Annotated in this window: 12 protein-coding genes and 2 pseudogenes; 4 read left to right on the top strand and 10 right to left on the bottom strand. The window is 59.1% G+C overall.

Going from position 1 to position 18,064, the window contains the following annotated elements:
* Positions 1–76 precede the first annotated feature (76 nt).
* Positions 77–2,296, top strand: a pseudogene (locus ACWGXF_RS16555) (Tn3 family transposase); the annotation flags it as partial.
* A 32-nt stretch (positions 2,297–2,328) separates the two neighbouring features.
* Here ACWGXF_RS16555 and ACWGXF_RS16550 read toward each other — a convergent pair.
* From ACWGXF_RS16550 to ACWGXF_RS16540, 3 genes and pseudogenes are all read right to left on the bottom strand, one after another.
* A pseudogene (locus ACWGXF_RS16550) lies at positions 2,329–3,045 on the bottom strand (Bug family tripartite tricarboxylate transporter substrate binding protein); the annotation flags it as partial.
* Between the two features lie 31 nt (positions 3,046–3,076).
* Positions 3,077–3,439 carry an AtuA-related protein gene (locus tag ACWGXF_RS16545; RefSeq protein ID WP_012838368.1) on the bottom strand — a complete coding sequence of 121 codons (363 nt, stop codon included), beginning with the start codon at positions 3,437–3,439 and terminating at the stop codon, positions 3,077–3,079.
* 3 nt (positions 3,440–3,442) lie between these two features.
* On the bottom strand, positions 3,443–4,822 hold the full coding sequence (locus ACWGXF_RS16540; RefSeq protein WP_452102132.1) for an acyclic terpene utilization AtuA family protein: 1,380 nt from the start codon (positions 4,820–4,822) through the stop codon (positions 3,443–3,445).
* Between the two features lie 80 nt (positions 4,823–4,902).
* Between ACWGXF_RS16540 and ACWGXF_RS16535 the strand changes: the two genes are divergently transcribed.
* Complete coding sequence (locus ACWGXF_RS16535; RefSeq protein ID WP_039050992.1) at positions 4,903–5,793, top strand: LysR family transcriptional regulator; 891 nt, start codon at positions 4,903–4,905, stop codon at positions 5,791–5,793.
* Between the two features lie 310 nt (positions 5,794–6,103).
* On the opposite strand, the gene ACWGXF_RS16530 is transcribed toward ACWGXF_RS16535, so the two are convergent.
* The 3 genes from ACWGXF_RS16530 to ACWGXF_RS16520 form a co-directional block, all read right to left on the bottom strand.
* Positions 6,104–7,705 carry a bifunctional aspartate transaminase/aspartate 4-decarboxylase gene (locus tag ACWGXF_RS16530; RefSeq protein ID WP_012838371.1) on the bottom strand — a complete coding sequence of 534 codons (1,602 nt, stop codon included), beginning with the start codon at positions 7,703–7,705 and terminating at the stop codon, positions 6,104–6,106.
* A gap of 44 nt (positions 7,706–7,749) precedes the next feature.
* Entirely contained in the window at positions 7,750–9,435 is a 1,686-nt protein-coding gene (gene aspT / locus ACWGXF_RS16525; RefSeq protein ID WP_229227039.1) for an aspartate-alanine antiporter, read from the bottom strand.
* A 350-nt stretch (positions 9,436–9,785) separates the two neighbouring features.
* Positions 9,786–10,772: a DNA-binding protein gene (locus tag ACWGXF_RS16520; protein ID WP_452102131.1), complete on the bottom strand. Its 987-nt coding sequence runs from the start codon at positions 10,770–10,772 to the stop codon at positions 9,786–9,788.
* 392 nt (positions 10,773–11,164) lie between these two features.
* On the opposite strand from ACWGXF_RS16520, the gene ACWGXF_RS16515 reads away from it, so the two are divergent.
* Positions 11,165–12,271 carry a site-specific integrase gene (locus ACWGXF_RS16515; protein WP_202789152.1) on the top strand — a complete coding sequence of 369 codons (1,107 nt, stop codon included), beginning with the start codon at positions 11,165–11,167 and terminating at the stop codon, positions 12,269–12,271.
* Here ACWGXF_RS16515 and ACWGXF_RS16510 read toward each other — a convergent pair.
* A complete protein-coding gene (locus tag ACWGXF_RS16510; protein ID WP_202789153.1) occupies positions 12,241–13,161 on the bottom strand; it encodes an alpha/beta hydrolase in 921 nt (306 codons plus the stop codon). The genes ACWGXF_RS16515 and ACWGXF_RS16510 overlap by 31 nt on opposite strands.
* Positions 13,162–13,348: 187 nt before the next feature.
* Here ACWGXF_RS16510 and ACWGXF_RS16505 point away from each other — a divergent pair, with 187 nt between their 5' ends.
* Entirely contained in the window at positions 13,349–14,449 is a 1,101-nt protein-coding gene (locus ACWGXF_RS16505; protein WP_256630563.1) for an outer membrane protein transport protein, read from the top strand.
* Between the two features lie 53 nt (positions 14,450–14,502).
* Here ACWGXF_RS16505 and ACWGXF_RS16500 read toward each other — a convergent pair whose 3' ends face one another.
* The 3 genes from ACWGXF_RS16500 to ACWGXF_RS16490 all read right to left on the bottom strand — a co-directional run bounded on the left by ACWGXF_RS16500 (position 14,503) and on the right by ACWGXF_RS16490 (position 18,049).
* Positions 14,503–14,967 carry a VOC family protein gene (locus ACWGXF_RS16500; protein WP_012838377.1) on the bottom strand — a complete coding sequence of 155 codons (465 nt, stop codon included), beginning with the start codon at positions 14,965–14,967 and terminating at the stop codon, positions 14,503–14,505.
* Positions 14,968–15,036: 69 nt separating this feature from the next.
* Positions 15,037–15,849, bottom strand: a complete 813-nt coding sequence (locus ACWGXF_RS16495; protein WP_452102130.1) for a YdcF family protein — start codon at positions 15,847–15,849, stop codon at positions 15,037–15,039.
* Positions 15,850–16,000: 151 nt separating this feature from the next.
* Positions 16,001–18,049 carry an acetyl-CoA carboxylase biotin carboxylase subunit gene (locus tag ACWGXF_RS16490; RefSeq protein ID WP_256630564.1) on the bottom strand — a complete coding sequence of 683 codons (2,049 nt, stop codon included), beginning with the start codon at positions 18,047–18,049 and terminating at the stop codon, positions 16,001–16,003.
* Between the last annotated feature and the right edge of the window lie 15 nt (positions 18,050–18,064).

Genomic DNA, 18,064 nt, shown 5'->3' with positions numbered 1-18,064 from the left:
GCTAGGGTTAATGCGTGGGTCAGATTGAGATGGAAAAACCGGGGGCTAGTGGGTCACTTCTGGGTGGAAATCAACACGCCTGCTCAAGATCGCCCGTGAGGGTGGCCAGATGACGCCCGCCGACTTAGCCAAGTTCGAGCCGCAACGGCGCTGCGCCACCCTCGTGGCGCTGGCCATCGAGGGCATGGCCACGGTCACCGACGAAATCATCGACTTGCACGACCGCATCCTGGGCAAGCTGTTCAACGCCGCCAAGAACAAGCATCAGCAGCAGTTTCAGGCATCCGGCAAGGCGATCAACGCCAAGGTGCGGCTGTTCGGGCGCATCGGCCAGGCGCTGATCGAGGCCAAGCAAGCTGGCCGCGATCCGTTCGCCGCCATCGAGGCCGTCATGTCCTGGGATGCCTTCGCCGAAAGCGTCACCGAGGCGCAGAAGCTCGCTCAGCCCGATGACTTCGATTTCCTGCACCGCATCGGCGAAAGTTACGCCACCTTGCGCCGCTACGCGCCGGAATTCCTTGCCGTGCTCAAGCTGCGGGCCGCACCCGCCGCCAAGAACGTGCTCGATGCCATCGAGGTACTGCGTGGCATGAACACCGACAACGCCCGCAAAGTGCCTGCCGATGCCCCGACCGACTTCATCAAGCCGCGCTGGCAGAAGCTGGTGATGACTGACGCGGGTATCGACCGGCGCTACTACGAGCTGTGCGCGCTGTCCGAGCTGAAGAACTCGCTGCGCTCGGGCGACATCTGGGTGCAGGGATCGCGCCAGTTCAAGGACTTCGAGGACTACCTGGTGCCGCCCGCGAAGTTCGCCAGCCTCAAGCAGTCCAGCGCATTGCCGCTGGCCGTGGCCACTGACGGCGACCAGTACCTGCACGACCGCCTGACGCTGCTTGAAGCGCAGCTTGCCACGGTCAACCGCATGGCAGCGGCCAACGACCTGCCGAATGCGATCATCACCGAGTCGGGCCTGAAGATCACGCCGCTGGATGCGGCGGTACCCGACACCGCGCAGGCGCTGATCGACCAGACAGCCATGATCCTGCCACACGTCAAGATCACCGAACTGCTGCTCGAAGTCGATGAGTGGACGGGCTTCACCCGCCACTTCACGCACCTGAAATCGGGCGATCTGGCCAAGGACAAAAATCTGCTGTTGACCACCATCCTGGCCGACGCGATCAACCTGGGCCTGACCAAGATGGCCGAGTCCTGCCCCGGCACGACCTACGCCAAGCTCGCCTGGCTACAAGCCTGGCATACCCGCGACGAAACCTATTCGACAGCGCTGGCCGAGTTGGTGAACGCCCAATTCCGGCATCCCTTCGCCGAACACTGGGGCGACGGCACCACGTCATCGTCGGACGGCCAGAACTTCCGAACCGGGAGCAAGGCCGAGAGTACCGGTCACATCAACCCGAAATATGGCAGCAGCCCTGGGCGAACCTTCTACACCCATATATCCGACCAGTACGCGCCGTTCCACACCAAGGTGGTCAATGTCGGCGTGCGCGACTCGACCTATGTACTTGACGGCCTGCTGTACCACGAGTCCGACTTGCGGATCGAGGAGCATTACACCGACACGGCGGGCTTCACCGATCACGTCTTCGCCCTGATGCACCTCCTGGGCTTCCGCTTCGCGCCGCGCATCCGCGACCTGGGCGACACCAAGCTCTACATCCCGAAGGGCGACGCCGCCTATGACGCGCTGAAACCCATGATCGGCGGCACGCTCAACATCAAGCACGTCCGCGCCCATTGGGACGAAATCCTGCGGCTGGCCACCTCGATCAAGCAGGGCACGGTGACGGCCTCGCTGATGCTTCGGAAACTCGGCAGCTATCCGCGCCAGAACGGCTTAGCCATCGCCCTGCGCGAGCTGGGGCGCATCGAACGCACGCTGTTCATCCTGGACTGGTTGCAAAGCGTGGAGCTGCGCCGCCGCGTCCACGCTGGACTGAACAAGGGCGAAGCGCGCAACGCGCTGGCCCGCGCCGTATTCTTCAACCGTCTGGGCGAAATCCGCGACCGCAGCTTCGAGCAGCAGCGCTACCGGGCCAGCGGCCTCAACCTGGTGACGGCGGCCGTCGTGTTGTGGAACACGGTCTATCTGGAGCGCGCAGCACATGCGTTGCGTGGCAACGGGCATGCTGTCGATGACGCGCTATTGCAATACCTGTCGCCGCTCGGCTGGGAACACATCAACCTGACCGGCGATTACCTCTGGCGCAGCAGCGCCAAGATCGGCGCGGGCAAGTTCAGGCCGCTACGACCGTTGCAACCGGCTTAGCGTGCTTTATTTTCCGTTTTCTGAGGCGACCCCGAGATGGTCGGAACCTCCGGCAGTTGCGCGCTGCGCTTCTGGGTGGAGTATCCCAATGGGCGCAACTTGCCGGCCTTGATCTGAGGAACACCCGTCGAGACGTCTGTAATCATCAGGTTTATTTGCCCTCCAAGAAGGTCCGTGAGGGCAAGCGGATTGCTCTTGTAGGGAACGTGAAGGATATCGACGCCAGCGAGCTGCTTCAGCATTTCGCCTGCGACTCTGCTTGAAGAGCTGCCACTGCCGAAACTCAGCTTGCCGGGATTGGCTTTGGCGTAGCTCAGCAGCTCGCCCACGGACTGATATGGCGAAGTCGCAGGGACAACCAGAACCTGCCCACCTTTGCCCAGACCTGTGATGGGGGTGAAATCCTTGACAGGGTCATAGGAGAGCTTTTTGTATAAATGTTCGTTGGCGGCATGCGTCGTATTGGTCGTGATGAGCACGGTGTAGCCATCAGGCGCGGCCTTGGCCACCGCTTGAGCCGCAATCATGCCACTGGCACCGCCTTTGTTTTCCACCACGACCGGCTGCTTGGTTTGCTCGGAAACGGCTTGTCCCAAGGCGCGTGCAAGCTGGTCTGTGGCACTGCCGGCGGCAAACGGAACAACAAAGGTAATAGGTTTGTTCGGAAATTCGCCTTGTGCAAAGGCCAATGGGCTGAGCGCCAGGCTTGCACCGCATGCAAGAACAGTGCGTCGTGTCAGAAATTTCATGGTTTGTCTCCTAGTGGTTGTTGTAGAAAATTCAGGCGCTCGGACCGACGAGCAGTGACTCGAGATGGCATGGAACCACGACAGGCATTTCAAGTACCCTGAAGCACAGCGTTTTTCCATGGCTGTCCAGATTCAGCGAGTCGTTGACCCCTCCATCCAGTACGTTGTCGAGTACCAGATTCATGGCGTGGAGCTTGGGTAGCAGGTATCGCCGAACATGGCTTGGCTTGCGGTCTGCAAACAGGTGCATCACGACTTGTTCGGTGACTTGTTCGCACACCACCCCCCACAAATCCGGATGCCATGCAATGACGCTGATGTTGGAGCGGTTGCCTTTGTCACCTGTGCGTCCATGCGCAACTCGGTAAAGGGGAACAGTAAGGGTTGAGTTCATGGCTTACTCCTGATGCGGCTTGGTCCAGTGGAAGCCAGTCGTAATCTGTTGCTGAGGTACCAGGCACGACACCATTCCCAGGCGCTGGCGCATATGGGTTCGAACGCCCCCTCCCCCCGCCGGGCCGCAGCAGTACAAGGCGTTGATCTCGCGCGGCAGACGCGCAGCGACCGCATGGTCGGCATGCTGCCAGGCCATGCGAAGCCGGACATCCCGGGATTCGCCGGGAATGCCTGCTTCAGTAAGCCAGTCGCTGCTGTCGTTTCCCCAGACACTGGTCACGCCGATCAGGTCGGTTCTGAGGGGCCCAATATTCGCCAGGCGTCTGGATATGGTCTGGGCCGCCAGGCGCGCGCGCTCTTGCGCTCTCGGGCCTGCGTAGGAGATCTCTCCCTCGGCAAACCATCCTGACTCAAAGCAGACATTGACTTTGAGCATCTCCGGCCTCGGGTGACCAATGACACCTTCCAGGCGCACCCGGTCAGGCCCAACCGAAATCACTTCTGCCTGAGTGATGTCGGCAACAACGTCTGGCGTGAGGTAGCAGGCAGGGTCATGGATTTCGTAGAGCAGTTGCTCCTTGACCGTGGCTGCAGTGATGCAGCCCCCGGTCAGAGATGGCTTGAAGATGGTGCTGTTGCCCGCGCTGTCGATTTCGGCAATGGGATAGCCCAGGCGTTCCATGCCGGGTACATCTTTGTACCCCGGGTCTGCGAAATAGCCGCCAGAGACCTGGGTTCCACATTCCAGCAAATGCCCGGTCATCGTGGCTCGTGCCAGGCTATTCCAGTCATCCCAGGCCCAGCCGAAGTGGGCCATGGCAGGTCCCACCACAAGCGAGGGGTCGGAGACGCGGCCGCACACCACAATGTCTGCACCTGCCAGTAGTGCCTCGGCAATGGGTCGTGCACCTATATAGGCATTGGCGCTCACCAGTTGCTGGTCTGGCATGTCCGAGCCCAGAGCTTTTTCGAGCAACTGGTAATGCGCGGGTCCGCTGAGGTCATCCCCATGAACAACCGCTATTTGGGGTAGGCGCGTTCCGAGCTCCCTGGCCAATGCAGCAATGGCCCGAGCTGCGCCTTGTGGGTTGGCCGCACCAAAGTTGCTGACGATTCGAATGCCATGCGCCAGGCAGTCGGCGAGCACGGGCCGGAGAAACTCCACCATGAGTGGCTCATAGCCTGCATCGGGATTCTGGCGACGAGCAAGCTGTGCCAGCGCCAGAGTGCGCTCGGCAAGCGTTTCAAAGATCAGAAAGGCAGGTTTGCTTTGTCGAACCAGCTCCTGCACGACGGGTTGCGCCGCATCAATTCGATCGCCGGAAAAGCCTGCCGCACATCCGATGAGCAATGACGTCGTTTCGTTTTGCACTCTTGTCATGAAACCTCCTGTTGCCCACTATAGGAAAACCGCTATAAGCTGTGAAATCGATAATTGAGATTAATTAATCCGCATTTCAAATGAATCTATCGTCGCGTGATGTACAGGCATTCCTGGTACTGGCCAAGCAGAAGAACTTCACCCAGGCTGCCAGCATGTGCCATCTGTCACAGCCGGCTTTCAGCGCACTCATCCGCTCTGTCGAGCAAACGGTAGGTCTCAAACTGTTCGACCGCAGCACAAGACACGTGGTGCTTACCCGTGAAGGCGAACGATTCCTGCAGTCTGCGGAACGCCTCGCAGCAGAATTCGCTGCCTGCGAGAGAGCGATGCGTGATACAGCACAACTGGCTCAGGGGCAGGTATCAGTTGCATTGCTGCCATCCCTTGCCGCAGGCTGGCTTCCTGAAGTGCTGAAGGTGTACACGGCGCGGCATCCGGGAGTTCAGCTGGGTGTGTTGGACGTGCTGTCCGAACCATGCATCGCTGCCGTTGCCAACGGAGACGCGGATTTTGCGCTCGCCGCCATACGCGTGGATACACCCGACCTGAAGGCTGAGCCGTTTTGCAGCGACGGCTTCTATATGGTGTGCCCTGGCGACCATCCACTGGCGGACAAGGTCGAGCTGTCCCTGGAGGATCTGACACCCTGGCCGTTCATCCACCTGGCACGCCACAGCAGTGTTCGCCAGTATCTGGATGCCGCTTTTTTTCCTCGAAAGATGCAGACTTTCGTTGAAGTCGAGCAATTGGCCACCGTGATGGGGCTGGTGCAAGCCGGACTAGGTATCACCGTAGCTCCCGCGCTGAGTCTATTTCACTTCGACAAGCCCGGATTGGTGGCGCGGCACCTGCTGCTGCCGGGTATGGACCGGCAGATCTACATGGTTCGAAAGCGAGAGCGCAGCCTTTCATTGGTGGCTGAAGCACTCTATCGATTGATGCAGGACATGCCTCCTTCAAACGCTTGACTTGGAGCCTTCCGTGAATCAGTCACTCAGCAGCTCTGTGCCTGTACACGTCGCCCTCTTTTGCGCCTCATAGCAAACCACTCTCGTTTTCGCGCCGCAGACATGCATCATCAGTCAATAGATCGCCCTCACCCATCTACCGTGACGGGTTATCGAGTCGTTAATACAGGGTAGCTAACCCGGATCGCCATACTCAGAGTCCGCGAAGCGCTCACGAAGTACAGAAACAGTCGCGAATGCACTTTCATATAAAAAGCCATGAGGATCTGCTCATGGCTTTTCTTTTCAAGCATTTGCCTGCTTGTGCCTGCTAACGATTCTTACCTTCTCCGGAATATTGTGCGTAAAGCTCGTCAGCCATTTTGCGCAACGCACGGCCTATGGCTGCATATTCATATTCGTTGAGGTTTGCCAAGGATGCTCGCCCCGATGGACGGTCCGAGCCGAAGCCGCGCCCCGGCAAAAGCACAATGCCGGTCTCGTCAGCGATCCGGAACAGCATGTCGCCAGTCGATGACTGCTTGACTGCCCATTCTGAAAATGCTTCGCCATAGAGCTTCGAGGTCACATCCTGCAAGTCAATCAAGGTGTAGTAGTCAACAGCGTTTTCGTCTCTTAGCGGTGGCATGCCGAGCTCGCGATACAGCGTGGTTTCGCGCCGTCGAATCAGTTGTTTGAGCGTGTGCTTGTACTCGTCTGCCTCATCCATCAGCGCAAACAGCGAGAACAAGGCCATTTGCACCTGCTGTGGCGTGGACAGCCCAGCGGTGTGATTCAAAGCAACAGCACGACTGTCAGCCACCAAGCGATCGATGAACTTCAAGGAGCGCACATCCGGCAGCAGCGAACGATAGCGGTGATCCAGGGCAATTTTTTCGGACTCTGGCAATTTGTCCAGCGCCAGGTCAAAGACATTTTGCCGATGAGCGGCCACTACTCCCAAACGCCAGCCAGTGGCGCCAAAGTATTTGGAGAATGAGTACACCAGCAGAGTATTTGTCGGGCAAATCGCAAAGAGAGACTGGAAGTCATCAGCAAAGGTGCCGTAGACATCGTCGGTCAGTATCATCAGATCCGGACGATGTTCTGCAACGATATTGCGCACGCGATCGAGACTTCGTTGATCCATCTTCACCGAAGGCGGATTGCTGGGGTTGACGCAGAAAAAGATCTTGATGGCCGGATCCTTGAGCTTGTCCAACTCTGAGTCCGGATACTGCCAATTGAGGTTCGGGTCCGCATTGATGGCGACTTCCTCCAGTGCATACTGGGCCAGTTCCGGAATTTCTATGTACGGCGTGAAAACCGGCATGCCGATGGCAACCTTGTCACCAGCCTTGAGCAAACCGTTGAGCTTCAAGCTCTCGAAGATATAGGCCATGGCGGCTGTTCCCCCCTCGACCGCAAACAGGTTCACGGACTCGCTGGGAATTGCATCGGCCCCCATTTCACGGATGATGTACTGGCGCACGATTTTTTCGCTGATGCTCAGCATCCGGGGGGGAACGGGGTAATTGCAGCCCAGAATGCCATCGACCATTTCGTGCAGGAAGGCGGCCGGATCCAAGCCCAGTTGGTCACGCACATAGCTCAGGGATTTACCGAGAAAGCGCACTCCTTCCTGATCCCGGTTTTCGGCAATATAACGTTCAAAGCGCCCCTCTATTCCGTCGATCTTCGCCAGTCCGCCCACGCCCACTGTCGTCATATAAGAGTAGGAAAGCTCGGATTCAGCTGCTGCGAACAAGCCCAGGCGGAAAAATGCTCTTCTCGGCGTTGTGGCCAGAAAGTTGGGGTTGCCCCGCCCTGCATTGAGCATGAGGCGGTTTCCATCGCCCGAGGCGATCTTGATCAACTCATCCTTGAGCTCGAACGGGCTCAAGTTCGCCAGACTCTGATAATCCTTGCTCATATCGCAACTCCTTCCATTCGTCCTAGTGAATCAGTTCAGGGGTTTCACGCAAAGGCAATGACCAGCGGACCCAGCAAAGTCAGGAACACATTGGCCAACGCATAAGTGATTGCAAACGGGGTGGTGGGGATTGAATTGCCTGCCTTGTCCAGAACCTCGCCAAATGCGGGGTTGGCACTGCGTGCGCCGGACAGCGAGCCCGCGAACACGGCCACGTTGTCGTAACGCAGCACATACTTGCCAAACAAAATGGCAATCAGCAGCGGAATGATGGTGACCAGAACGCCCAGCATGAATAGCGTCAAGCCCTGCTCCATGACCGTGCTGACCGCCTGCTGGCCGGACTGCAGGCCCACCATGGCCACAAAGCCGGCCAGCCCCAGATCGCGCAGCAATGTCGAGGCGCTTGTCGGCATATTGCCCATGGTGTGCTTGCGGCTGCGCCACCAGCCAAACAGCAGGCCCGAGAGCAAGGCACCGCCACCACTGCCCAAGGTGATGGGAATAGCGCCTATGCGCAGCACCAGCAGGCCGATCAGCAGACCGACGACAATGCCGAAGCCGTGGAACACCCAGTCGGTCTTGTCGCTGGGAACAATGATGGGACCGGCGGCCTGGGCAGCCTTCTGAACGTCCTGAGGCGTGCCGAACAAGGTGACCACATCGCCTGGCATCACCATGGTCTGCGCAGTGATGGGAACCGGCGATCCCGCTCGTATCAAGCCCTCGGCATAGACGCCGTGCTTGAGATCCTGAGACAGGCTGTCCAGAATGTCCTTGACGCTGCGGTTGAGATACTGGGAATTGGAAATGGCCACATCACGGCGCACCATCACCACATCCATGCCCTGGGCACCGGGCAGCTCATCGCCTACCGACTTGCCCAGAGACACAACGGCGGAGCGGCGCCCGACCAGCAAAATAATGTCGCCAGCCTCCAGTACCAGGCTGGGGTCCACGCCGACCAGGGCATTCCTGCGCTGAATGCGCTCCACTGTCACCCTGCCCTGAGTCCCCTCGGCTTCGAGATCGGCCACGGTTTTGCCTGATTGAGCGACGCGGAAAATACGCCCCACCAGATCGGGAGCTGCTGGCGATTCACCCACGCCATAGACCCGAATGCCCTTGAGCTGCTCTTGCTCGGCTTGAACCGCGTCATCCCGGATATTGCGTCCGGTAATCCATGGCAAGACATTGACGCACATGATGATGGCGCCGAAAGAGCCGAATATATAGGTGACCGCATAGCCGATGGCGACATTGGCCTGCATGCGCTGCACTTCTTCGCCCGAGATCCCGAGTTTCTCAATGGCAGAACCAGCCGTCCCAATGATTGCCGACTGCGTCAATCCGCCGGCTGCAAGGCCTGCAGCCAAGCCTTTGTCCAGCCCGAATACCCGGGCAATAACCACCACCGTGATCAAGCCGGACAAGGCCACCACGACGGCCATCATGATTTCCTTGACCGAATGACGCCCCAAAGAATTGAAGAACTGCGGGCCGCTTTCAAAGCCTACGGCGTATATGAACAAGGCGAAAAGCACAGCCTTGATGCCTGAATCGATCTGAATGCCGATCTGGCTGATCAAGACCGCTGCCAATAACGAACCAGCCACACCACCTAACTGGAATGACCCGAAGCGGAACTTGCCGACCCAGTACCCCAGAGCCAGAGACGCGAAAAGTGCGGCCTCTGGTGATTGGTGAAAGATGCTTTTGAGTAAGTCCACGGCCACCTCTACTTCCGGATAAAAGGATCAAGCAACGGAAAGCCCGTCCTAGCCCCCAAAAGCGGGAGGCTTGGAAATGCTTGAACTCAGGAGAAAGCGGTTTGCTACTAGGAAGCGTGGATCGAGATCGCCTATCTCAAAATTGATGCCACGTCCATTAGCTGGGTAGTTTCTTGTTTTCTTCTATTTCCACCCACTATTAAAGACAAATGCGTATCGAAATGTAGGACGTTACCGATTATTCTTATTCAAAATACCCATGGCTCTTCAGTTACGGTTTGGCATTGACCACCAATATCGACAAGCCACCGGCATAAGCCGGCGGTCAAGCCTGTGGCGCCGGCTACCGGTTAGCGCAAGGTTCGCCGGTTAATGGAGCGTCGGGTTGCCGCCAGATTGCTTCGACGCGCCAGGGGTTGAGCCACATTTGTATCAGCTGTATTGGCTGCAGCCGCCGCCAGTCTTTGCTGCGCCTCCAGCAGGCTTTTGAGATCGGCTGCACGCTCCTGTGCCAATGCTGCCGTGTTCTGGGCGGTCTGCAACTGGGCATGCAGATTCAGGATCTCCTGCTCGGATTGTTCAAAACGAGTCTGCAGCTCTTGATAGCGAGACTCCGCCTTGCGCTCCTGATCCTGCAGGTTTTTTCGCGCTGCGGTGAGTTCCTGCCGCGCACGATCGACCTCATTGAGCATATGGCGCTCGTTGCCCGCGTACTGTTCGGCCATGCGCTGGCGCTCGGCGGCGGCCGACTGAATTTCCTCGCTGTGCTTTTGCTGCTGCAATTCACGCTGGCGTACGGCATTGCTCAGCTCATCACGTAGTTCTTCCAGGCGCTGATCGCGCTCCTGTAGCGTCTGCTGCATTTCGTCAAGACGCCGGGCAAAGTCTTGGGCGTGATTTTGAGCTGCCTGCAGGGCTTGATTCAGTGCATCTTTTTGCGCTTCCATGGTGGCCTGGCGCTGCGCGAGTTGCTCCTGTTGCGCCACAAATGCCTGCTCTGCAGCTTTCAAAGCCTGTTCGCGAAGATCCAAAGCCTTGCTGGCTGCGGCTTTCGCCTCTTCCTGTGCCGCATTCCAGAGCTCCTCCGCTAGACGCTGCACAGGGTCCGGCACCGATTGCAACACGGAAGGATCCTGCTCTCCCGCCACGCCCAGACGACGGCCTAGCGTTGCAAACCAGGTCTCCAGCATGGGGCTGACCGTATTGGGAGAGCCTCGCCCAATCTGCTGACGCACCCGCTCTATGGTCGGACGCAGCCCCTGGGCTATCAAAGCATCCGCTGCAGCCCAGACATCGGACTCCTGAACACCTCTTGACGTAGTTTTGCTTGTATTCATATCTATTCTTCAAATAACTAACGATAAGTGATTGTTATCGTGATTTATATTTTATATGTGTAATACACAATACATTTTATGTATTAGATATTACGTATGAAATTTCCATACAGATGACAACATACATTACCGCGTTTTCAGCATCTGAATTTGTGGATAGGAGGGCGTTTTCCATTGAGGGAGAGAAATTTCTTTGATTCGTCTACACACTCGCCGCCGTGTCACTGGTGCAGCTGCTTGCGACGATCCCGCGTCTCACCTTCGGCATGCCGTGCCAGGTCTTGTAAGCCGCTCTCGGAACTTGCCGCTCAAAGCCGCCCGGCTTCTACAGACTTCTTGAATGGAGCCAATCGACAGTGGTTGGCAGATGAAGTCAGGGCGAAAATAGCGCCATGGATTCACGCAAGCCCTCGCCCTTCCCTGCTCCCGTGACTTTTGATGCCAACCGCCTGCAGATACAGGATGTCCCTGAGTCCGCTCTTGCCCCCAAAGCGCATGAAGCCATCAAGGAACTGATGCATGAAGGCGAATCCAGCAATACGCGCAGCAGCTATCAAAGCGCCATGCGTTACTGGGCAGCCTGGCATTTGCTGCGCCTTGGTAAGCCCATGCAACTGCCGCTGCATGCTTCCACGGTGCTGCAATTCATCATCGACCATGCCCAGAGGCAGACCGGAACGGGCTTGCTCCATGAAATGCCGCCCGAAATCGATGAAGCCCTGGTTGCAGCCGGTTACAAGGGTAAAAAAGGGGCGCCTTCACACAGCACGCTGGTGCATCGCATGGCCGTGATGTCCAAGGCGCATCAGGTGCATGCCATGCCCAATCCCTGTCAGGACGGGGCAGTCAAGGAGCTGATGTCGCGCACGCGCAAGGCCTATGCAAGGCGCGGCGAGTTGCCGCAGAAAAAAGAGGCGCTGACGCGTGATGTACTGGAGGCGCTGCTGGCCAGCTGTGACGATAGCTTGCGCGGCCTGCGCGACCGGGCGCTGCTGCTGTTTGCCTGGGCCAGTGGTGGGCGTCGCCGCTCCGAAGTGGCCGGCGCCGATATGCGTTTCCTGCGCACTGTGGCTAATGGGGAATTCATCTACACCCTGAGCCATAGCAAGACCAACCAGAGCGGCACCGATGCCCCCGAGAATCACAAGCCCGTTACCGGCCGTGCAGCCATTGCCTTGAGAGCATGGCTGGACGCGGCAAGCATCACCGAAGGTCCTATCTTCAGGCGTATCCGCAAAGGCGGCCATGTGGCAGAGCCGCTGACTCCCGCTGCTGTGCGCAATATCGTTAAAGAACGCTGTGCGCTCGCTGGTGTGGAAGGAGACTTTTCGGCACACTCGCTGCGCTCAGGATTTGTGACCGAGGCCGGCAGACGCAATCTGCCGCTGGCTGACACCATGGCATTGACCGGGCACCATAGCGTGAACACCGTACTCGGCTACTTCCGCGCCGACTCGGCACTCAACAATCAGGCGGCGCGTATGCTGGACGAGGACTGATCAAGCCCCATCAACTGCAGCGCAGTCTGATGAATGGCAGATTGCGGATCGGCCAGTTGCAGCGGCAAATCAAAGTGGTTGGTAGCCGGCGCCTCCACCCATTGCCCCGGCAGACAACGCGCCTGCCACGCAGCCAGGTATTCGCGCGACTGGCGCTTGAATTCATGGCTTTCAAACTCGCCACAGCTCACGCGCAGCTGGCACTGACCATGCGTACTCGCATCGGGCAGCAGAAAGCGGGGGCTGTTGCGTATCGCGGCAGCATCGTCCAGCTGCATCCAGCCGTTGATATGGGTTGTCAGCAGCGGCTGCAGGTCGAACAGACCGCTCAAGGTCAATACCGATCGAGGCACGGCCTGCGCTGGCAGGTCATAGTCTTGCTGCCACCTCCTGGCCAGCAGCATGGCTGCCAGATGTCCACCGGCCGAGCTTCCGCAGACACAGATATTGCGGGCATCACCGCCGTAGATGGCGATATTGCGCACCACCCAGGCATAGGCCTGGCGCATCTGCTCGACGATATGATCCAGCGTGGCGGCCGGAGCCAGATCGTAGTCAGGCACCACGACAATAGCGCCCTCCCGTGTCAGCGCAGGTGCCATGAATGCCGAATCATTCTTGCTCAAGGCCTTCCAGTAGCCGCCGTGAATGAAGATGAAAACAGGCGCAGCTTGTGCTTTCACTGCCTGAGTTGTGGGCAGATAGATATCCAGAACATCCATAGCCCTGGGGCTGTAGCGCTGGTTGCGAACTGCGCCAGGCAATGCAAACGCGGCCTGGCTTTCCTGCGTGTAGCGGGCCAGATACGCAAGCGGATCCTGCACGCTGGCGCGGGCGTTGTATTGGCGGTCGTAGTAAGCAGTCGTGAGGACGGTCGAGATGGGAGTCATTTTTCTGCGCGGCTTTGGGCGTCGGGCGGCGATCATTCGCAGCGCGCAGCATAAGCCACGCTGCTAGCTCTCTGGAGCCTCGAAAGTGTCAACTGCACGAGCCTGCATCCTCCAATTAGACCTATGCGCCTGTCACTTAGACACATTAAATTACATTCATGCAACTGGAATCAGAGCGTTGGAGCAGGTGTTGAGAAAAGCAAAAGCGGGGGCTGGCTGTGCAGCCATGATGTGGGGGCTCTGCGCCCAGGCCGGCGGCCTTGATAGAACAGGCCAGGATCTCGGACCTTTATTTGAGAACGGCCGCTATCTTTCCGTAGAGACCTATACGGTTAGGCCCCGGATCCAGGGCACGGATGCCCTGGGCAAGTCCACCGGACAGGTCGCCGACGATTACACCCAATGGGGCTTTGCATACAAGCAGGATATGAATCCACGCACCTCGGTGCTGCTGATGTTGAGCAAGCCTTTTGGCCTCGACATCGCTTACAGCCCGCTGCAATCGCCTCTTTTTGGCGGCACGCAGGCCCGCGTGAGCAGCCACGAGCTCATGGGGGCGCTGCGCTACCGCTGGGACGAGCACTGGGCCGTGCATGGCGGTCTGCGTCTGCAGCGCACCGAAGGACATGTCGCCCTGGGGGGCATGGTATTTGGAGGGCTCAATGGATACCGGGTGGATTTCAGGCCCAGTACCGAGCCAGGCTACTTGCTGGGCATGAGCTATGAGCGCCCGGATATGGCTTTGCGCGTTGCTGCGACCTATTACTCGGCCATCAAGCACAAGATCGCGACCCGTGAAAACCTATGGCCGGGCGAAACAAGGACGGCATCGACTGCTCCGCAGAGCTTCAACCTCGATGTTCAGACAGGCATCGCGCCAGGTACCCTGCTCTTTGGACAGATCCGCTGGACCAACTGGTCGCAATTCCGGCTACACCCGCAGACCTTGGCGGCGATACTCCCAGGGCGCAGCCTGGCGGACATGGAGGACACAACCACCTACACGCTGGGTCTTGGGCAGAGGCTGGCGGCGAACTGGTCCGGCTTTGTCGCCGTGGCTTATGACAAGCGCAGCGACAAGGCCGCGCTGTCGCCATTGCGCCCCACCGATGGCCGCCTTGGCTACACGGTGGGGGTGAGCTATCAGCAAGGACAGTTCAAGCTCACGCCCTGGCTGAGCTACCAGCGTCTGGGCTCAATTGATATCTCCAGCGGCGGCACGACTCTGGCAAATTTTGATGCCGAGTCCGCCACGGCGTTCGGGATCAAGCTCGGCTATCAGTTCTGAGAACAATCGCAGCTATCACGCTGCTGCAATCTGGCAGCCGGCGCCCGGAACACTCAGCCCAGCGCCGCGATCACCTCGGCCGGAGCCTGCACCAGCTCGATCAGCACGCCTTCGCCGGCAATCGGAAACTCGTCATTGCTCTTGGGGTGCAGAAAAGTGATGTCATAGCCTGCCGCTCCCTTGCGGATACCGCCAGGAGCAAATCGCACGCCATTGGCCGTCAGCCATTCCACGGCCTTGGGCAGGTCGTCGATCCACAGGCCGATATGGTTCAGCGGCGTGGCGTGCACGGCGGGCTTTTTCTCGATGTCCATGGGCTGCATGATGTCCACTTCCACCTTCATCGCGCCCCGCCCCATGGCCAGGATGTCCTCGTCCACGTTCTCGCGCTCGCTCTGGAAGGTGCCGGTCTGCTCCAGACCCAGCATGTCCACCCACAGCTTTTTCATGCGCTGTTTATCGGTGCCGCCGATGGCGACTTGCTGAATGCCCAGAACCTTGAAAGGACGATTGCTCATGAATGACTCCTTGATTGATAGCTTAAGACGCAATACTGATAAGCGCCAGAGCCGGTTTTTATTGAAATATCAGACCTCGCCCAGCAACCAGCTGCTGGCCATGGCAAAGTATTCGCGCAGCCAGGCATTGAAACGCGTGGCCAGAGGGGTTGGAGCCGCCACGGGATACACCTGAGGCAGGTCCTGCCGCTTTGCAATGTCCATGGCGCGCATCAGATGAAAGTCGCTGCTTACCATGGCCATGGGTGCATCCGCAGTCACGCCGCGCTCGGCCATCAAGGGCCGGCTGAGCTTGAGGTTCAGCTCGGTGCTGGTGCTGAGCTTTTCCAGCACCAGCCGCTGCGCAGCAATACCGTGATGCTGCTGCAGATAGCGGGCCATGACCTCGGCCTCCGACTCTTTTTCACCCCAATCGACACCGCCGCAAACGGCGACCAAGGCCTGGGGCTGCAGCTTGGCCAGTTGCGCCGCCTGATCCAGTCGCGCGGCCAGCACCGGCCTTGGGTGGCCGTCGAGCGTGCCGCTGCCCAGCACCACGATGGATTGCACGGGCGGCACCTGCTGCGGCGCAAGGCCAAGGCCGGACAGGCGGCTCCAGAACCAGAAAAGACTGATCAGCCACAGCGCCAGAACGACCCAGCCCAGTGACCACAGCCTTTGATTCAAGGGCCTGGACGCACGCCAATGCTGCACCGAGCGCCATTTCCAGCTCAGCCCAAAGGCCCCGGCACCCAGCATGGCGGGCAGCACCACGCCCACATTGAAATGCCCTATGCCCATCAGTACCAGTGCATCGGCCAATAGCAGCGCTCCCAGCAAAGCCAGCAGTCCGCGCGCGCATCTGGCTGGGCGGGATATCGGGGTATCTGCTTTCAATGTCATAGCGGCTGGCTCATATTGGATAAGGGGTAGAGCCTATATTATTGAAAACTACAAAGCCCGCAGAGCCCAAGCCCTGCAGGCTTTTGCTTCGGGGCCTGATCTGCAGCCCGGCCGCATGCCGGTGCCGGACCCAGGCCCCGAAAAGTGCTCATCACTCAAATTCCAGAATGATGTCGTCCACTGCCAGCGAGTCGCCCTTGGCGGCGCTGATCTTGCTGACCACACCGTCCTGGGCTGCGAACAAAATGTTCTCCATCTTCATGGCTTCGATGACGGCCAGCTTCTCGCCGGCCTGCACCTTCTGGCCGGGCTGCACGGCCACATCGACCAGCAGGCCTGGCATGGGCGAGAGCAGAAACTTGGACAGATCGGGCGGAGCCTTGTAAGGCATGAGCTTGTGCATCTCTGCGCCCTTGGGCGAGAGCACCAGCACATCGGCTTGCGTGCCGTTGTGGATGACGCGCAGGGCCAGCGGGTTCTTGCCGTTGCCGCGCTCGATCTGGCAGGTGAACGCCTTGCCGTTGCAGACGCCGCGCACCACCAGATCGCGAATGTCGGCATTGCTGCGGAACTCGTAGGCCTTGTCGCCGATCACGACCTTGCAAACGCGCGCCTGGGCATCGAAGTCGGTCACCTCGCCAGTCACATACTGGTTCTTGCCTTCAGCCCCCAGAACCACGGCGGTGTACTTCTCGCCCACCTGCACCTGGTGGCCTTGCATCTGGCCGGTGATGGTCGATGCACGCGCACGGTAGCGGCGATTGCGGAACAGGGCCAGAGCCACCAGGAAGTCGGGGTCATCGTGGGGCACGTCCTCGGCATGGAAGCCGTCGGCATAGTGCTGGGCGATGAAGCCGGTGTTGAACTTGCCCGAGACAAAGTCCGGGTGCGCCAGCAGGGCCGCCTGGAACGGGATGTTGGAGCTGATGCCGCGGATGGCAAAGCCGTTGAGCGCTTCACGGGCCTTGGCGATGGCGTCGTTGCGATCCTTGCCGTGCACGATGAGCTTGGCGATCATCGAGTCGTAGTACATGGGGATTTCACCGCCGTCGTAGACGCCGGTATCCACTCGCACGCCGTTCAGATGCTCGGTGTCGGACTGCCACATGGTCTGCTCGGGCGGCGCAAAGCGAACCAGGCGGCCGGTCGAAGGCAGGAAGTTGCGGAACGGATCCTCGGCGTTGATACGGCACTCGATGGCCCAGCCGTCGCGCTTCACATCGGCCTGGGCAAAGGACAGTTTTTCGCCGGCGGCCACACGAATCATCTGCTCGACCAGATCGAGGCCGGTGATGCATTCGGTCACCGGGTGCTCCACCTGCAGACGGGTATTCATCTCCAGGAAGTAGAAGTCCTGATCCTTGCCGACCACGAACTCCACGGTGCCGGCGCTCTGGTATTTGACGGCCTTGGCCAGGGCCACGGCCTGCTCGCCCATGGCCTTGCGGGTTTCGTCACTGATGAAAGGCGAAGGCGCTTCCTCGATCACCTTCTGGTGACGACGCTGGATCGAGCATTCGCGCTCGTTCAGGTAAACCACATTGCCGTGGCTGTCGCCCAGAATCTGGATTTCGATATGGCGGGGCTCCTGAACAAACTTCTCGATGAAGATACGGTCATCGCCAAAGCTGTTGCGCGCTTCGTTCTGGCAGGAGGCAAAACCTTCGAAGGCTTCCTTGTCGTTGAAGGCCACACGCAAACCTTTGCCGCCGCCACCAGCCGAAGCCTTGATCATCACCGGGTAGCCTATGCCCTTGGCGATTTCCACGGCCTGCTCGGGGCCGGCAATGGCGTCGTTGTAGCCAGGGATGGTGTTGACCTGGGCTTCGCCGGCCAGCTTCTTGGAGGCAATCTTGTCGCCCATGGCAGCAATGGAATGCGACTTGGGGCCGATGAAGGCAATGCCCTCTTCTTCGCAGCGCTTGGCAAAGCCCTCGTTTTCCGAGAGAAAACCGTAGCCGGGGTGCACTGCCTGTGCGCCGCTCTGCTTGCAGGCTTCAATGATTTTCTCGCCCAGCAGATAGGACTCGCGGCTGGGTGCGGGCCCCAGGCGAACGGCCTCGTCGGCCAGCTTGACATGGCGCGCGTCCTTGTCGGCGTCGGAATAGACCGCCACGGTCTGGATGCCCATCTTGCGCGCTGTGGCGATGACTCGGCACGCGATCTCGCCACGGTTGGCGATCAGAATCTTGGTAAACATGGATATATCTCCTGA

It is taken from the genome of Comamonas sp. HJ-2, assembly GCF_053615495.1.
Note: the sequence above shows the minus strand (reverse complement) of the source record. Positions and strands in the feature narration are given on the sequence as shown.

Excerpts from the sequence above, each read along its gene's own strand:
- ACWGXF_RS16545 (WP_012838368.1), bottom strand. The coding sequence starts at position 3,439 with ATGAACTCAACCCTTACTGTTCCCCTTTACCGAGTTGCGCATGGACGC.
- ACWGXF_RS16540 (WP_452102132.1), bottom strand. The coding sequence starts at position 4,822 with ATGACAAGAGTGCAAAACGAAACGACGTCATTGCTCATCGGATGTGCG.
- ACWGXF_RS16535 (WP_039050992.1), top strand. The coding sequence starts at position 4,903 with ATGAATCTATCGTCGCGTGATGTACAGGCATTCCTGGTACTGGCCAAG.
- ACWGXF_RS16530 (WP_012838371.1), bottom strand. The coding sequence starts at position 7,705 with ATGAGCAAGGATTATCAGAGTCTGGCGAACTTGAGCCCGTTCGAGCTC.
- ACWGXF_RS16520 (WP_452102131.1), bottom strand. The coding sequence starts at position 10,772 with ATGAATACAAGCAAAACTACGTCAAGAGGTGTTCAGGAGTCCGATGTC.
- ACWGXF_RS16515 (WP_202789152.1), top strand. The coding sequence starts at position 11,165 with ATGGATTCACGCAAGCCCTCGCCCTTCCCTGCTCCCGTGACTTTTGAT.
- ACWGXF_RS16510 (WP_202789153.1), bottom strand. The coding sequence starts at position 13,161 with ATGACTCCCATCTCGACCGTCCTCACGACTGCTTACTACGACCGCCAA.
- ACWGXF_RS16500 (WP_012838377.1), bottom strand. The coding sequence starts at position 14,967 with ATGAGCAATCGTCCTTTCAAGGTTCTGGGCATTCAGCAAGTCGCCATC.
- ACWGXF_RS16495 (WP_452102130.1), bottom strand. The coding sequence starts at position 15,849 with ATGACATTGAAAGCAGATACCCCGATATCCCGCCCAGCCAGATGCGCG.
- ACWGXF_RS16490 (WP_256630564.1), bottom strand. The coding sequence starts at position 18,049 with ATGTTTACCAAGATTCTGATCGCCAACCGTGGCGAGATCGCGTGCCGA.